Source organism: Streptomyces sp. NPDC048057, assembly GCF_040653095.1.
GTDB lineage: Bacteria > Actinomycetota > Actinomycetes > Streptomycetales > Streptomycetaceae > Streptomyces.
Window position 1 is genome coordinate 53,902 of record NZ_JBEZNF010000002.1, and the last position, 15,299, is coordinate 69,200.

Sequence of the window (15,299 nt, forward strand, 5' to 3'; positions counted from 1 at the left end):
GCGTCGGGGGGATCGTCTCCGGATCCCCCCGAAGAGAGGGTGAGGGGGCGGTGCTGCTGCTGTGGAGGTGTGCCGTCGGTTCGGCGGGTGGTGCTGGTTCGACTGCGCTGGTGGGCGCGGTCGGGAGCCTGTGACGCAGGCGTCCGGACGCATGAACGCGATCGTTCGCGGGGACAGCCGGCGTGCGTGGGGTTCCCGAGCGCCGGCCGCCCGGACGACTTCACCGTATGGCACGCCGTGCCAGGTGACAAGACACTGCGTGCCATGATTTTCGCTCGGCTGTCAGCCGTGCGGCACTGATGAGCGGACGCGCGACGGCCGCCCCGGGCTGGCCGGGGCGGCCGTCGTGGTGCGTGGAGCCAACGGTGCGGAGCGCAGGAAAGGGATGGCCGAGCGTCAAGAGGCGCGAGACGTCGGGGGATTGCCTCAGGTGCGGCGGGTCCGGACCGGGCGGGGTCAGTCGCGGTCGGAGCGGGTGGCACCCCGGTTCTGGAGGGCGCGTTCGATCGTCCGCATCACGTCGTCCAGCGGCGCGTCCGTCCGCGCCACCGCGACCACCACCTCGTGCGGGTCCTTCCCGTTCGCACCGGCGGGCGCGAGCGGGGCCGCCGTCGAGGTCAGCACGGTCGTCTCGACCGCGGCCGGGGCGCGGCCCGCGGCGATCCCGGAGCCGAAGGTGTCGCGGACGATCGCGAAGGCGTGGTCGAGCTGGGACTCGACGTCGCCCTTGCCGCCGGCCCGCAGCCAGCGCCGCAGCACGTGGTTGTGCGCGGTGACCACCGCGGACGCGGCGACCTCCGCCAGCAGCGGGTCGTCGTTGCCGTCGTGGTGGTCCCGCTCGTCGAAGTGGCCCAGCAGATAGCGGGTGAACAGCCGCTCGTACCGCGCCACCGAGGCGATCTCCCGCTCCCTGAGCGTCGGCACCTCGCGGGTGAGGCGGTAGCGCTCCACGGAGACCGCGGGGGAGGCCGCGTACATCCGCATGACCTCCTTGATGCCCCGGCACACCGTGTCCAGCGGGTGCTCGTGCGGGGGCGCCGCGTTCAGCACGGCCTCCGCGCGCACCAGGGTGTCGTCGTGGTCCGGGAAGATCGCCTCTTCCTTGGAGCGGAAGTGCCGGAAGAAGGTCCGTCGGGCCACTCCGGCCGCCGCCGCGATCTCGTCGACGGTCGTCTCCTCGTACCCCTTGGTCGCGAACAGTTCCATCGCCGCCGCCGCGAGTTCGCGGCGCATCTTGAGGCGCTGGGCTGCCGCGCGGGTGCCGGCGGCGCTCTCCGGGGCGTCCGGGGAGGTCTGCGGTCGGGACGTTCGACGACGGGGATCAGCGGGCTGGGCCATGCCCTGAAAGTACTGCATCCGTGCAGGAGAGCGCGCCCGCGGGGAGCGCCTGCGGGCCCCGCGGACGCCCTCCGCGCCGGCGGTCAGCGGCTGACGTGCTCACGGAAACCGCGCCCCGTCTTGCGGCCCAGGCAGCCGGCGGCGACGAGGTGTTCCAGCAGTGGCGCCGGGGCCAGCCCCGGGTCGCGGAACTCCCGGTGCAGCACCTTCTCGATCGCCAGCGACACGTCGAGCCCCACGACGTCCAGCAGCTCGAAGGGGCCCATCGGGTAGCCGCCGCCCAGCTTGATCGCCGCGTCGATCTCGTCAACGGTCGCGTAGTGCTGCTCGACCATCTTGACCGCGTTGTTCAGGTACGGGAACAGCAGCGCGTTCACGATGAAGCCGGCGCGGTCGCCGCAGTCCACCGGGTGCTTCTTGAGCGTGGCGGTCACGGCGCGGACCGTCGCGTGGACGTCGTCCGCGGTCAGGACCGTACGGACCACCTCGACCAGCTTCATGGCGGGCGCCGGGTTGAAGAAGTGCATCCCGATCACGTCCTGCGGGCGGGAGGTCGCCCGGGCGCAGGCCACCACGGGCAGCGACGAGGTGGTGGTGGCCAGCACCGCGCCCGGCTTGCAGACCTTGTCGAGCGTGCCGAAGAGCTGCCGCTTGACCTCCAGGTCCTCCGCGACCGCTTCCAGCGCCAGGTCGACGTCGGCGAAGGCGTCGAGGGACCCCGCGGGCACGATCCCGGCGAGCGCCGCGTCCCGGGCCGCGGCGGTGAGCCGGCCCCGGCCGACGGAGCGGGCGAGGGAGGCCGCGATCCGCGCCGTGGCGGCCTCGGCCTTCTCGGGTGATCGCGCCGCGATGACCACCGGGTAACCGGCCTTGGCGAACACCTCGGCGATGCCGGAGGCCATCGTCCCGGAGCCGGCGACGCCCACCGAACGGACCTCGCGCGGGGTGCCGGCCCCGGCGGGCGGCCAGGTCGTCGGGGCCGGGGTCCACGCGTCCGGCACGGTCTCGGCGCTGCCGGGAGAGGCGTACGCATAGAAGCCGCGGCCCGCCTTCCGGCCCGTCAACCCGGCGTCGCTGAGCTGGCGCAGGATCGGCGCGGGCGCGTGCAGCCGGTCGTGGGAGTCGGCGTACATGGCGTCCAGGACGGTGCGGGCGGTGTCGATGCCGATCAGGTCCAGCAGCGCGAGCGGCCCCATGGGCAGTCCGCAGCCCAGCCGCATGGCCGCGTCGATGTCCTCGCGGGAGGCGTACCTGGACTCGTACATCGCCGCCGCCTGGTTGAGGTAGCCGAACAGCAGCCCGTCGGCGACGAAGCCGGGCCGGTCGCCCACCGCCACCGGCTCCTTGCCCAGCGCGCGGGCGAGTTCGGTGACCGCGGCGACGGCCGCCGGCGACGTCAGCACCGAGGAGACCACCTCGACCAGCTTCATCGCGGGCGCGGGGTTGAAGAAGTGCATCCCGAGCACCCGCTCCGGATGGCGCGACTCGGCCGCCAGCCGGGTCACGGAGAGCGCGTTCGTCCCGGTGGCCAGGATCGCGGTGGGGCGGACGACGTCGTCCAGCTCCGCGAAGACCCGCCGCTTGGTCTCGTACTCCTCGGTGACCACCTCGATCACCAGGTCGGCGCCGGCCGCCGAGCGCAGGTCGACCGAGGTGCGGAAGCGGCCGAGCGCTGCGCGGCGTTCGGCCTCAGAGAGGTGCCCGCGCGCCACGGCGCGCGCGGTGGAGGCGGCGAGGGCGGCGACGGCCCGCCGCGCGGCGGATTCGCTGACGTCGATGCCGACCACCTCGCGGCCGGCCCGCAGGAGCACGTCGGCGATGCCGGTGCCCATGGTGCCGAGGCCGACGACGGCGATGGAGCGGAGAGGGGTGCCCATGGGGAACTCCAGGGAGAGTGACGACGAGTGACGACGGGGGAGCGCGGGCGCGCGAGGCGCGGGCCTCGTACAAGGGCCGCGCACCGGGCGACGGCAGGTGCTGCCCGTCGTGGAGCGGAGCATGGTGCTGGAGGAGGCGGCGGGCGCTGTCCCGAGATCCCGCCGCAGGAACGCGCGACCGACTCCACGCGTCGTTGTTCGCCGAACCGACGGCACGCGCGACGGCTGCGTCACCAGGCCGTCGCGGCTTCGTGCACCCGTACGGAGCGCGGTGCTTTCCGTACGGGGGGCGGGGGTTGCCCGCTCACCTGAGATTAACTCGCGGGTAATGAGCGCGCCAGACCTCGGTCCTGCCCCTTCGGTGTGATCTGGGTCGCGGTACCGGCCCGCGGCGTTGCGGGGCGTCGATACGCTGATCGTCATGGACGACGAGTTACGGTCGCTGGCCCGACGGCTGCGGGCCGAGTCGGGGGGCTCGACGGAGTACGAGCGACTGCTCGTGACGGAGGACGAGGAGGAGCTCGCGGGCGTCCTCACGGAACACCAACGCCCGCTCTGGGCGCGGGAGCTGGCCGCCTTCCGGCTCGGCTGCGCCGGTGACCGCAGGGCCTTCGAGACGCTGGTGCTGCTGCTCAACCACCGCGACCCCGAGCGCTGCGTCTCCGCGGCGCACGCGCTGTACCGGCTGGCCGACCCGCGGACGCCGCGGGCCGCGGCGGCGCTCGCCACGAACGAACTGCGGGTCGCCTACGCCCTGGTGCCGGCCCGGCTGCTGATCCGGCTCAGGGCGCCCGAGTCCGTACCGGCGCTGATCACCGTGCTCAGGCGCAGGCTCGGCCCCGGGGATCCGTACTGGCGACTGGCGCTGGCGTGCGTGGAGGGGCTGGGGGCGCTCGGCGACGAGCGGGGCCGCGAGGTGCTGACCGCGGCCCGGGCGCATCCCCGGCTCACCGCGGCGGCGGAGGCGGCCCTGGCCCGACTGGCGCGCTGACGTGCCTGCGGTCCCTACGCGAGGCGCAGGGACCGCACGCGACCCGGTACGGCTAGTACAGCTTGGTCACCGCGGTCCGGGTGGCCTGCTGGAAGCCGTTCAGCGAGGCGTCGTCGAGGTCGCCCAACTGGCCCCAGGCCACGACCGTCACGGTCCGGCCGTCCCGTCCCACGGAGTAGAGCGCGACGTCGTTCGAGCCGCCCACCGGGTCGAAGCTGTCGATGCCGTACACGTGCGCGCCCCCCTCGACGGGCAACTCGCCGTAGTACAGCGCCTCGCCGTCCACGTTCGGGTTCTCCTGCTTCATCCGGTCGAAGCAGCTCTCGATGGCCGCGCGCAGCCGGGTGACGAGCACCTTCGCCTTCGCCTCGCTGGCGGCGACGGTGATGGTCTGGCGCCCGTTGGTGTCCAGTTCGGTGGCGTACAGGCGGTGCTTGCTGCTGCCCTGCGGCGCGGTGGTGCCGGTGCAGAAGTCCGCCGGCAGGCCCGACGTCGCGGGGCCCGCCGTCCACGGGGTGAGCGCGGCCGGCATCTCGGCGGCGGCGAGGAACTTCGGCACGGGCGCGGCGGTGGCCCAGGACATCGACGTCAGGGTGAGCCCGAGCGCCGCGGTGGTCAGGGCGGCGGTGCGGAGCAACTTCATGGTGGTCCCCGTTGTTCGGTGGCGGACGGCGGGTGGGTGGATCGGGTGGAGCGCTCACCAGCTTCCGCACCTGCCCGGGCGGCGACAAGCGTTCCACCCCGCCCTGGCGCCATGGAACCGTTCCACCCCCGGTGACGTGGGAGGACGTGAGGGGGTGGAACGGGGCCCCGGGGGCGTTCGAGGGGACGGGAGCGGGACGTGGGGGAAGCGGGGAAGCCGGGGGCGGCGGACACCGGGCGCACGGAGGAGCCCGGTTGCGCCGAACACGCGGAACGCACGGCACACGCACGGGACTTCGCCCGACGACTGCGCGAGCTGCGGGAGGGCTCCGGGCGCAGCTACGGCTCGCTGGCGCGCCGGGTGGGCGTGAGCGCGTCCACCCTGCACCGCTACTGCTCCGGTGCCACGGTCCCGCAGGAGTTCGCCCCGGTCGAGCGCCTCGCCAAGCTCTGCGGCTGCTCCGGCGACGCGCTGGTCGACCTGCACAGTGCGTGGGTACGGGCCGACGCGGAGCGCACGCTGCGGGTGGAGGCCGCGGCGGCGCGGGGCGGTCGAGACCTTGAACCCGTACCGGCACCGCCGCTTGTGCCGCCGCCCGCCCGTACTGCCGCACCGCCGTCCGACCCCACCGACCCGGCCGTGCTCGCGACCGGTCCCGTCCGTCGCCCCGAGCGGTCACGGGTGACGCGCCGCGCGGCCTACGCGGGCTCCGCGGCCCTGGTGTTGGCGGTGAGCCTCGTCCTGCTCGGCACCCTCGAACAGCCCACCGCGCCCGCCACGGACCGGACCCGCAGCGAGGCGGTCGAGCCGAACGGCCGGGCCGGGACCACCGCGTCCCCGTCACCGGTCGGGCCGCGCCCGTCCGCCTCCTCGCCCCCGGGCGCCTCGGCAGCGCCGTCCGTGTCCGTCGCGGCGGGCCGCGGCGGCGCTGCCCGGACCGACCCCCGGACCGGTCCGTCGAAGGGCGGCGGGTCCGCGGCCGGCGGGGGCGGCCGTGGTGGTGCCCGCGGGAGCGACGACGTCCCGTTCACCGTGAACGTCAACCAGCACGTGTGGGACGCCGGGTGCGACCACGCCTATCTGATCGACCGGGCCCCGTCGGACGTACCGCCGCCGCCCGCGGCGGAAGGAGCGGCCCAGTGGGCCGGGGCGATCGGCGCGCTGCACGGCGGGCAGACCCTGGCGCGGATCACCGTGCAGGGCAAGAGCGACCAGGCGGTGGTGCTGCACGGGCTGCGGGTGCGCACCCAGGCGCGCGGCACGTCGGTGCCGCGGGGCGACGTGTACCGGATGGACACGGGGTGCGGGGGTTCGCTGACGCCCCGGAGGTTCGAGGTCGACCTCGACCGGTCGCGGCCGGTGGCCCGCTCGGTGCCAGGACACGACGGGAACGCGCCCCTGCCGGCCGTCGCGTTCCCCTACGCGGTGTCACAGCGGGACCCGGAGGTCCTGCTGGTGGACGCCCGGGCCGTCCGGTGCGACTGCACGTGGTACTTGGAGCTGGAGTGGAGCAGCGGCGACCGCTCCGGGACCACGCGCATCGACGACCGGGGACGCCCGTTCCGCACGACGGGCGTGCGCGGCGCGTCGGTGTACGCGTACGACTTCCCCAAGCGCCGTTGGCTGCCGTGGGCCGAGTGACGCACGGCCCGCTACAGGTCGCGCGCGTAGCGGACCTCCCGGACCGTGGTGCCCTCGATCTCGAACTGTCCCTCGCCGCCGTCCGGGGCGAAGCCGGCCTTCTCGTAGAAGCGTCGGGCGGGCGCGTTGTCCCGGAGCACCCACAGCCGCATCCGGTCGGCCTCCGAGGCCGTCGCGCGTGCGGTGAGTTCGGCCAGCAGCGCGCGGCCGACGCCCGTCGACAGGTGCTCCGGCATGACGTACAGGGCGTACAGCTCGCTCTCGCCCGCCGGGACGTCCTCGTCCCGGCCCGGGCCGGTGCAGCCCCAGCCCACGACGGTGCCGCCGCGCTCCGCGACGAGATGGGTCGCGGTGCCCCGACCGGCGACGACCCGTTCGTACAGCTGTGTCGACTCGTCGGGCACGCTCATCGCGTCCAGATAGGGCTGCGGCACCATCCCTGCGTAGGCGTGCTGCCAGCCCCGTACCCGCACGAGCGCGACGGCGGTGCAGTCCTCGGTCGTGATCTCCCTGATGTGGATGTCCATCGGCTCATGATCAGCGAACCCCGCCCCGGCGGGCCTTCGATTTTCCGCGGCCCCTGTGCCGCCGCTTCCCCCGGGCGTGCTCAGAGCAGCGTGAGCTGGGTGGGCTCGCGGTCCGGCCGGCCGTCGGGCAGCGCGCCCCGCTCCGGTGGGGGAGCGGGCCGCCTGATGCGTCGGGGCGCTGCGCGGTCCGCGGGGCCGATGCCGAAGTCCGCGGCCAGTTCGTGCACGTACCGGGTGATCCGGCGCTGGTACCAGGTGGGGGCGTACGCGCCGTCCGCGTACAACCGCTCGTAACGGGGCACGAGCCGCGGGTGGTGTCGGGCCAGCCACGCCATGAACCACTCGCGGGCGCCGGGGCGCAAATGGAGCACGAGCGGGGTCACTGAGGTCGCACCGGCCTCGGCGATCGCCCGCACCGTGGCCCGCAACTGCTCGGGCTCGTCGCCGAGGAAGGGGATGACGGGCGCCATCAGGACGCCGCAGCCGATGCCGTGGTCCGTGAGGGTGCGCACCACGTCGAGACGGCGCTGGGGCGAGGGGGTGCCCGGCTCGACGGTGCGCCACAGGGCGGTGTCGACGAAGCCCACCGAAACGGAGATCCCGACCTCGGTCACCTCGCTGGCCTGCACCAGCAGGTCCAGATCGCGCAGCACCAGCGTGCCCTTGGTGAGGATCGAGAACGGGTTGGCGCGGTCGCGCAGGGCCTCGATGATCCCCGGCATCAACCGGTAGCGCCCCTCGGCGCGCTGGTAGCAGTCGACGTTGGTGCCCATGGCGACGTGCGCGCCCTGCCACTGCCGGGAGGCGAGTTGGCGGCGCAGCAGCTCGGGGGCGTTCACCTTGACCACGATCTGGGAGTCGAAGTCGAGGCCGGTGTCGAGGTCCAGATAGCCGTGGGTCTTGCGGGCGAAGCAGTACACGCAGGCGTGCGTGCACCCGCGGTACGGGTTGACAGTCCACTCGAACGGCATCCGGGACGCCCCCGGGACCCGGTTCAGGATCGAGCGGGCCCGCACCTCGTGGAAGGTGATCCCGCGGAACTCGGGGGTGTCGAAGGTCCTGGTGGTGACGGCGGACGCGGCGAAGAGGGCGGCGTCGCCGGCGGGGGCGGGGCGTTCGGTCAGATGGTCCCAGCGCATGGGGTCGCCTCCTCGGTCGTCCGTCGAACAGCACGACCACGAGAATAGAACACATGTTCCCTTGATCGTCGGGGGGCGCCCGCGACCCTGCCTGAGCCACCCGGCTCGCCGCCCTGACCGGACCCGGATTTGGGTCCGCGGGAGGGAGGTGGTTGGCTAGCGGCACCCCTTGAACCACCACACGCTGGAGGAACAGCAATGGCGCAGGTCGAGGCCACGACGGAACGGATCATCGCGGCCAAAGCGGAGACGGTGTTCGACACCCTGGCCGACTACGAGAAAACCCGCGCGAAGCTGCTGACCGAGCACTTCAGCGAGTACGAGGTCCAGGAGGGCGGCGACGGCGAGGGCACCCTCGTCCACTGGCGGCTCCAGGCCACCAGCAAGCGCGTCCGCGACTGTCTGCTGGAGGTCACCGAGCCCTCCGACGGTCAGCTCGTCGAGAAGGACCGCAACTCCTCCATGGTCACCACCTGGACCGTCACCCCCGCCGGCGAGAGCCGCTCCAAGGCCGTCGTCACCACCGTCTGGAACGGTGCCGGCGGCATCGGCGGCTTCTTCGAGAAGACCTTCGCACCCAAGGGGCTCGCCCGCATCTACGACGGCGTTCTCGCCAACCTCGCGGCCGAGGTCGAGAAGGGCTGACGCGCACCCCTCGCGCGTCCCCTCACCCCGCTACCGGGCGGCCGTGCCCGACCGTTCCACGAACGTCGGGGCGCTCACCGGTTCGAGTGGTTTTCCCCGCGGTGTCGGGCTGCGCCCCGCGCACCACGGGCCGCGGGAAAAGCCCCTGATGAGCGCCTGACACGCGCCCCCCGCACGGCAGTTGGGCCACCGCCCCACCCCCGTCTCCGGCCGTCACAGCCGGTTGCTCCTCCTTCACGGCGAATGTGAAGAATGACGCCCGCGCAAGGGCCGCGCGAGGGAATCGACGGGGTTGACGAAGGGGAGCGGACACGTGGGCGGCAGCACGCTGGTGAAGGACGAGCAGGCCGCACCGCCGGACCGCGGCGGCCCCCGCCCGCCTGCGCCTCCGTCCGCGTCCGGCCAGTCGCTGAGCCCCCGCCGGGTGCGCCTGGTCTTCTTCGCCCTGATGCTCGCGCTGCTGCTGGCCGCGCTGGAGCAGATGATCGTCGCCACCGCGCTCCCGAAGATCGTCGGTGAACTCCAGGGCCTGGACCGGATGTCCTGGGCGATCACCGCGTACCTCCTCACCTCCACCGTCGGCCTGCCGATCTACGGCAAGCTCGGCGACCTCTTCGGACGCAAGGGCGTCTTCCAGTTCGCGATCGTCGTCTTCGTCATCGGCTCCGCCCTCGCCGGCTGGTCGCGCACCATGGACCAGCTCATCGCCTTCCGCGCGCTCCAGGGCGTGGGCGCGGGCGGCCTGATGATCGGAGTGCAGGCGATCATCGCGGACATCGTCCCGGCCCGCGACCGCGGACGCTTCATGGGGCTGATCGGCGCCGCCTTCGGCCTCGCCTCCGTCGCGGGGCCGCTGCTCGGCGGCTTCTTCACCGACCACGTCTCCTGGCGCTGGTGCTTCTACTTCAACGTGCCGTTCGGGCTGGTCACCCTGCTCGTGGTCAGCCTGGTCCTCAAGCTTCCCAAGCCCACCGCCCGCGCCCGCCTCGACGTCCTCGGGATGCTGCTGCTCACGGCCTCCTCCACCTGTCTGGTGCTGCTGACCAGTTGGGGCGGGACCGAGCACGCCTGGGACTCCGGCACCATCCTGGGCCTCGCCGCCGGCGCCGCCGTCACGGCCCTGCTGTTCCTCGTGGTCGAGGCGCACGCCGCCGAACCCCTCATCCCGCTCCGGCTCTTCCGCGACTCCGTCTTCAACGTCTCCGGACTCATCGGGGCCGTCGTCGGCGTCGCCCTGTTCGGCGCGGCCAGCTATCTGCCCACCTTCCTCCAGATGGTCGACGGCGCCAGCGCCACCGAGTCCGGGCTGCTGATGCTGCCGATGATGGCCGGCGTCGTCGTCGCCTCCGTCGTCTCGGGCCAACTCATCAGCCGCACCGGCCGCTACCGGCCCTACCCCATCCTCGGCGGACTGCTCTCGGCGATCGGCATGTGGCTGCTGTCCCGCATGGAGACCGACACGTCCCGGCTGGAGTACAGCATCTGGCAGGCCGTCCTCGGCATCGGCATCGGACTGGTGCTGCCCGTGCTGATCCTCGCCGTGCAGAACTCCGTGCGCCCCGCCGACCTCGGCACCGCCACCAGCGCCAACAACTACTTCCGGCAGATCGGCGGCAGCGTCGGCGCGGCCGTCTTCGGCACCCTCTTCGCCCAGCGGCTCGCCGACGCGCTCGCCGACCGGCTGCCCGAGGGCGCCGGACTCCCCGAGGGACTCGACCCCGAGTCCATCACCCCGCAACTCGTCCACGCACTGCCGCCCGACGTGCGCGACGCCTATGTGCACGCGTACGCCGACGCCATGCCGAGGATCTTCCTCTTCCTCGTGCCCGTGCTGCTGCTCGGCCTCGTCCTCGCCTTCTTCCTCAAGGAGAAATCACTGGTGTCCCAGAACGTCCCGACCGCCGAGAGCTACGACACCTCCGCGCTCGACCCCTCCGCGTACGCCGCACCGGCCGCCTCCGTGCCACCGGCCCGCAGCGCGCCCGCGACCACCTTCGGTGTCCCCGTCTGCGGCGCGGTGCTGCACCACGACGGCACGACCGTGCCCCGCGCCGCACTGACCCTCATCGACGTCCGCGGGCAGCAGATCGGCCGCGGCGCCAGCGGCGAGGACGGGCGGTACGCGCTGAGCGTGCCGGGGCCCGGGGCGTACGTGATGATCGCGGCGGCCGGCGGCCACCAACCCCAGGCCGTCGCCGTCACCGTCGGGGAGCGCCCCGTCGACCTCGACGTCGTCCTCGGCGGCGCGGGCCGGCTCGCGGGCTCGGTGCTCACCGCCGACGGCCTACCGGTGCGCGATGCCACCGTCACCCTCACCGACGTCCGCGGCGACGTCGTCGCCACCGCGCGCAGCGGGCGCGAGGGCGGCTACGTGATGACCGAACTCGTCGCGGGGGAGTACACCCTCGCCGCGAGCGCTCCCGCCTTCCGCCCCGCGGCCCTGCCGGTGAGCGTGCAGGCGTCCCGGGAGACCCGGCAGGACATCGAACTCGCCGGCGGCGCCGTGCTGCGCGGCACCGTGCGGGCCGGCGGCGGTCGGCCCGTGGAGGACGCCCGGGTCACCCTGCTGGACGCCGCGGGCAACGTGGTCGACACCCTCACCACCGGCGCCGACGGCACGTTCCGCTTCGTCGACCTGTCGTCGGGCGAGTACACCGTGATCGCCGCCGGCTACCCGCCCGTCGCCACCGTCCTCCAGGTCGCCGGCGGAGGTCGCACCGAACGCGACCTCCAACTGGGGCACGAGGACTGACACCGCAGCCCACCCCCGTCCGCACGGACCACGGGGCGCGCACGGCACGCGCGGGGCGGGAACACCACCCGATTTGCGCGGGCGCACGACCTTTTCGGCTGTTGCGCCACGCACGGAGTGCCGCGCCCCGTACGGTGGTGTGAGCCGCGCAGCCCCGCGGCAGGGAAGGAGCCCTCCACCCATGGACAGTGGCGTTCCGCCGAGAGTGCCACGGCAGTTCGCCGCGGCTGGCCGGATTCCGCTTGCCGTGATCGTCGTGGACGGCGACGGCCTGGTGTCGCACTGGTCGACCGGCGCCCGGCGGTTGTTCGGCGCCGCTCGGGAGGAGGCGGTGGGACGGCGCGCCACGGACCTGCTCCCGGTCCCGCGCCCGCACGCCGCCCCGGCGTTCGACGCCGCATCCACCGACGACGAGCCCTTCGACGCCGACTTCGACGCCGCCGACTTCGATGACGACGGCGACGAACTCACAGCCGGGGAACGCGAAGCCCACGAGCGCGAGGGCATCGGACCCGGTCTCGGGCCCGCACTCCGGGGCCGTGCCGCGTACCCCACGGCGGGCCGCGCCCGCCTCCCCGCGCCCGGACGGGGACGGGTCGACGTGCTGTGGTGGGCCTACCCCCTCGTCGGCACCGGCCGCGCCCGCCTGCTCGTCCTCGCCGCCGACGCGGCCCAACTCACCGCCGCGGACGGACCGGACACCGACACCGACCCGGGTGCCGCGGCCGGCGAGCGCGTCACTCCCGCCTTCGGGTTGCCCAGCGACTTCCCCGACGTCGACGAACTCGGCCGCCGCCTCCCCGAGATCCTGCCGAGCACCAGCGTCCGGGAAGCCACCCGGATCGTCGAGCAGGTGCTGGAACTCGGCTATCCCGTCCTGGAGTTCAGCCACCAGGAACGGGTGCCCGTCACCGCCGACTGGGGCGTGGCCCGGTACGCAGAACGCCGCGCCCACCGGCGCGCCGCCCAGGAAGCCGTGGCCGCCGGCCTCCCCATCGACCGCGCCGACCGCACCGGCCTCGACGACGACCTCGAATACGCCGCCGTACGCGAGCGGCTGGAGTTCCTCAACGAGGTCAGCGGCTGCATCGGCTCCTCCCTGGACCTCGCCCGCACCATCGAGGAGGTCAGCGCGGCCGTGGTGCCGCGCTTCACCGACGTGGCCGGCACCTATCTGCGCGAACAGGTCATCGCCGGCGAGGGGTTCCCCGACGGCCCGCCCGACGCCACCACCCTGTGGCACCGGGTCGCCTTGGAGCACGTCGACGAGCCCGGCCGCTGGGACGACGTGGTGCCGGTCGGCGAGTCCATGCCGTTCCCCGAGCACACCCCCTTCTTCCAGTGCATGACCAGCGGATCCCCCGTCCTGGTGCCCCGCATCAGCGAGCAGATGGGCACCGCCATCGCCTCGCAGTTCGAAAAGCGCGACATCCGCCCGCTGATCAACGGCCGGTCGATGCTGGTGGTCCCGCTCAAGGCGCGCAACGTGGTGCTCGGCTTCATGATCCTGCTGCGCCACCCCGAGAGGCCGGTCTTCAACGACATGGACCGGGTCACCGGCGCCGAACTCGCCGCCCGCGCCGGCCTCGTACTCGACAACGCCCGGATGTACACCTACCAGGAGAACGTCGCCGAGACCCTCCAGGACTCGATGCTGCCGCAGGTCACACCGGAGATGGCGGGCTGCGACACCGCCACCCGCTACCTCCCCGGCACCCTCCTGGGCCGGGTCGGCGGCGACTGGTTCGACTCCGTGAAGCTGCCCGGCTCCCGGGTGGCGCTCGTCGTCGGCGACGTGATGGGCCACGGTCTGAACTCGGCCGCGATGATGGGCCAGCTGCGCACCGCCGTGCAGACCATGGCCGCCCTCGACCTGCCGCCCGCGCAACTGCTGCGCAACCTGGACGACCTCGCCCAGCGCCTCGGCGAGAACTACCTCGCGACCTGTCTGTACGCCGTGTACGACCCGATCGGCCACGAACTGGTCATCGCCAACGCCGGCCACGTGCCGCCCGTCCTGGTCCGGGCCGCCGACGGCCGCAGCGAACTCCTCGACCTGCCGACGGGCGCGCCCGTCGGCGTCGGCGGCGTGCCCTTCGAGAGCCGACGGGTGCGGGTGGCGCCCGGCGACCGGCTGGTGATGTGCACCGACGGGCTGGTGGAGGTGCGCGGCGAGGACATCGGCGTCGGGCTCGCCGCGCTGTGCGAGTCCGCCGCCCACCCCGCCGCGTCCATGGACGCCGCCTGCGACACCATCATCCGCGCCCTGAACACCCGCGGCGGACGCAAGGACGACGTGGCCCTGCTGATGGCCCGGCTCAACGGCGTTCCGGCCGAGTCCGTCGCCACCTGGGAGCTGTCCCTGGAGCCGCGGGAGGCCGCCCGGGCACGCCGTCTGGTGCGCGGCCAGCTGCGCCACTGGGGCCTGCACTCCGTCACCGACACCGTGGAACTGCTCGTCGGCGAGGTCGTCGCCAACGCCGTGCGGCACGCCGCCGGCCGCCGCGCCGAGCTGCGCCTGGTCCGTGCCAAGACGTTGCTCTGCGAGGTCTTCGACGACGACCAGACCCTCCCCACCCTGCTGGACGCGGGCCCGGACGACGAGGCCGGCCGGGGCTTGCGGGTGGTCAGCTCGCTGGCCCGGGAGTGGGGCACCAGCCGCACCGGCGACGGCAAGACCGTCTGGTTCGAGGTCGGCCTGGAGCGGGGATTGCGTTAGGGCCTGATCCACAAGCGCAGGCCCTGGGGGGATCTGGTGTCGTGTCCGGCGAATTCGTACGAAGGTGCCGTCTGTGCACTTGCCGTGACAACCCCAGCGCGATACACCGATCTTGACGTCACGTCTTTGACCTGGGGAGCTGTTCATGAGCGTCACGAGCCGGTACAAGGATGCCTGGGAAGGGTTCTGGAACGAGGTCCCCGGTGACGAGCCGGGCGAGGTCATCTGGGACGCCGATCCCACCCTCACCGCGGGGCTGCACCTGGCGCTGTACGAACCGCTCGTCGACGCCCCCGGGCTCACCCTGTTGGACCTGGGCTGCGGCAACGGCACCCAGACGCGCTTCCTCGCCGACCGCTTCCCCCGGGTGATGGGGCTCGACCTGTCGGCCGCCGCGATCGAGCTGGCCAGAGCCGCCCTGGCGGCCGAGGGCGACCGGCCGTCGGGCGAGATATCCTTCCGGCGCATCGACGCCGTGGACAAGGACGCGGTCGCCGAACTCCACGAGGAGCTGGGCGACTGCAACGTCTACATGCGGGGCGTGCTCCACCAGGCCGACCCCAAGGACCGCCGCCCCCTCGTCGAGACGCTCGCCGTCCTCCTCGGCGACCGGGGGCGCGCCTTCGTCGTCGAACTGGCCGAGGCCGCCGGCGCCCGCCTCGCCAGCCTGGCCCAGGCGCCCGACGGGCCCCCGCCCAAGCTCCAACCCGTCTTCAAGCACGGCATCGTGCCGGGCGCGGTCGCCGACGCCGCCGCCGTCGACCTCTTCGAGTCCACGGGCCTCACCGTCCTCGCCGGTGGCGACCTGCCGCTGACGACGACCGAGTACGAGCAGGACGGCTCCCGGATCGAGCTGCCGTCGAAGTGGTCGGTCGTCGGCCGTACGGGCTGACCGCCCAGGGTGCGCCCACCACGCCCGTCCGGTTTGGTAGGACAACCTTCCCTCTCCGCGGCACATCAACGGGTGGCCGCTGCCACCAGTTTCCGCAGGCTAGCGTAGTACCGATCAGATGCACCCTTGGATTGT

The 15,299-nt window shown here is 73.4% G+C and carries 11 protein-coding genes; 6 read left to right on the top strand and 5 right to left on the bottom strand.

Annotated elements, in window-relative coordinates:
- Positions 1-456 precede the first annotated feature (456 nt).
- Positions 457-1,338, bottom strand: a complete 882-nt coding sequence (locus AB0E05_RS02395; RefSeq protein WP_361957427.1) for a TetR family transcriptional regulator — start codon at positions 1,336-1,338, stop codon at positions 457-459.
- Positions 1,339-1,421: 83 nt separating this feature from the next.
- Entirely contained in the window at positions 1,422-3,215 is a 1,794-nt protein-coding gene (locus AB0E05_RS02400; protein WP_361957430.1) for a 3-hydroxyacyl-CoA dehydrogenase family protein, read from the bottom strand.
- 421 nt (positions 3,216-3,636) lie between these two features.
- Here AB0E05_RS02400 and AB0E05_RS02405 point away from each other — a divergent pair, with 421 nt between their 5' ends.
- The gene (locus AB0E05_RS02405) at positions 3,637-4,206 is read left to right on the top strand and encodes an adenylosuccinate lyase (protein WP_361957433.1); all 570 of its coding nucleotides are present in this window, start codon (positions 3,637-3,639) and stop codon (positions 4,204-4,206) included.
- Between the two features lie 52 nt (positions 4,207-4,258).
- Here the strand turns inward: AB0E05_RS02405 and AB0E05_RS02410 are convergent, their stop codons facing one another.
- A complete protein-coding gene (locus AB0E05_RS02410; protein ID WP_361957436.1) occupies positions 4,259-4,849 on the bottom strand; it encodes a hypothetical protein in 591 nt (196 codons plus the stop codon).
- Positions 4,850-5,047: 198 nt separating this feature from the next.
- On the opposite strand from AB0E05_RS02410, the gene AB0E05_RS02415 reads away from it, so the two are divergent.
- Positions 5,048-6,490 carry a helix-turn-helix domain-containing protein gene (locus AB0E05_RS02415; RefSeq protein WP_361957439.1) on the top strand — a complete coding sequence of 481 codons (1,443 nt, stop codon included), beginning with the start codon at positions 5,048-5,050 and terminating at the stop codon, positions 6,488-6,490.
- 11 nt (positions 6,491-6,501) lie between these two features.
- On the opposite strand, the gene AB0E05_RS02420 is transcribed toward AB0E05_RS02415, so the two are convergent.
- Together AB0E05_RS02420 and AB0E05_RS02425 are read right to left on the bottom strand one after the other, a co-directional pair.
- On the bottom strand, positions 6,502-7,017 hold the full coding sequence (locus AB0E05_RS02420; RefSeq protein WP_361957442.1) for a GNAT family N-acetyltransferase: 516 nt from the start codon (positions 7,015-7,017) through the stop codon (positions 6,502-6,504).
- A gap of 80 nt (positions 7,018-7,097) precedes the next feature.
- Positions 7,098-8,156 carry an Rv2578c family radical SAM protein gene (locus AB0E05_RS02425; protein WP_361957445.1) on the bottom strand — a complete coding sequence of 353 codons (1,059 nt, stop codon included), beginning with the start codon at positions 8,154-8,156 and terminating at the stop codon, positions 7,098-7,100.
- A 198-nt stretch (positions 8,157-8,354) separates the two neighbouring features.
- Here AB0E05_RS02425 and AB0E05_RS02430 point away from each other — a divergent pair, with 198 nt between their 5' ends.
- From AB0E05_RS02430 to AB0E05_RS02445, 4 genes are all read left to right on the top strand, one after another.
- The gene (locus AB0E05_RS02430) at positions 8,355-8,801 is read left to right on the top strand and encodes an SRPBCC family protein (protein ID WP_361957448.1); all 447 of its coding nucleotides are present in this window, start codon (positions 8,355-8,357) and stop codon (positions 8,799-8,801) included.
- A 313-nt stretch (positions 8,802-9,114) separates the two neighbouring features.
- The gene (locus tag AB0E05_RS02435; RefSeq protein ID WP_361957451.1) at positions 9,115-11,553 is read left to right on the top strand and encodes an MFS transporter; all 2,439 of its coding nucleotides are present in this window, start codon (positions 9,115-9,117) and stop codon (positions 11,551-11,553) included.
- Positions 11,554-11,734: 181 nt separating this feature from the next.
- Positions 11,735-14,272, top strand: coding sequence for a SpoIIE family protein phosphatase (locus AB0E05_RS02440; protein WP_361957454.1), 2,538 nt, complete (start codon positions 11,735-11,737; stop codon positions 14,270-14,272).
- Between the two features lie 145 nt (positions 14,273-14,417).
- Entirely contained in the window at positions 14,418-15,164 is a 747-nt protein-coding gene (locus tag AB0E05_RS02445; protein WP_361957457.1) for a class I SAM-dependent methyltransferase, read from the top strand.
- The last annotated feature ends 135 nt before the right edge of the window (positions 15,165-15,299 follow it).

Coding starts and splice junctions, on each gene's coding strand:
- AB0E05_RS02445 (WP_361957457.1), top strand. CDS start 14,418: ATGAGCGTCACGAGCCGGTACAAGGATGCCTGGGAAGGGTTCTGGAAC.
- AB0E05_RS02410 (WP_361957436.1), bottom strand. CDS start 4,849: ATGAAGTTGCTCCGCACCGCCGCCCTGACCACCGCGGCGCTCGGGCTC.
- AB0E05_RS02395 (WP_361957427.1), bottom strand. CDS start 1,338: ATGGCCCAGCCCGCTGATCCCCGTCGTCGAACGTCCCGACCGCAGACC.
- AB0E05_RS02405 (WP_361957433.1), top strand. CDS start 3,637: ATGGACGACGAGTTACGGTCGCTGGCCCGACGGCTGCGGGCCGAGTCG.
- AB0E05_RS02430 (WP_361957448.1), top strand. CDS start 8,355: ATGGCGCAGGTCGAGGCCACGACGGAACGGATCATCGCGGCCAAAGCG.
- AB0E05_RS02440 (WP_361957454.1), top strand. CDS start 11,735: ATGGACAGTGGCGTTCCGCCGAGAGTGCCACGGCAGTTCGCCGCGGCT.
- AB0E05_RS02420 (WP_361957442.1), bottom strand. CDS start 7,017: ATGGACATCCACATCAGGGAGATCACGACCGAGGACTGCACCGCCGTC.
- AB0E05_RS02425 (WP_361957445.1), bottom strand. CDS start 8,156: ATGCGCTGGGACCATCTGACCGAACGCCCCGCCCCCGCCGGCGACGCC.
- AB0E05_RS02400 (WP_361957430.1), bottom strand. CDS start 3,215: ATGGGCACCCCTCTCCGCTCCATCGCCGTCGTCGGCCTCGGCACCATG.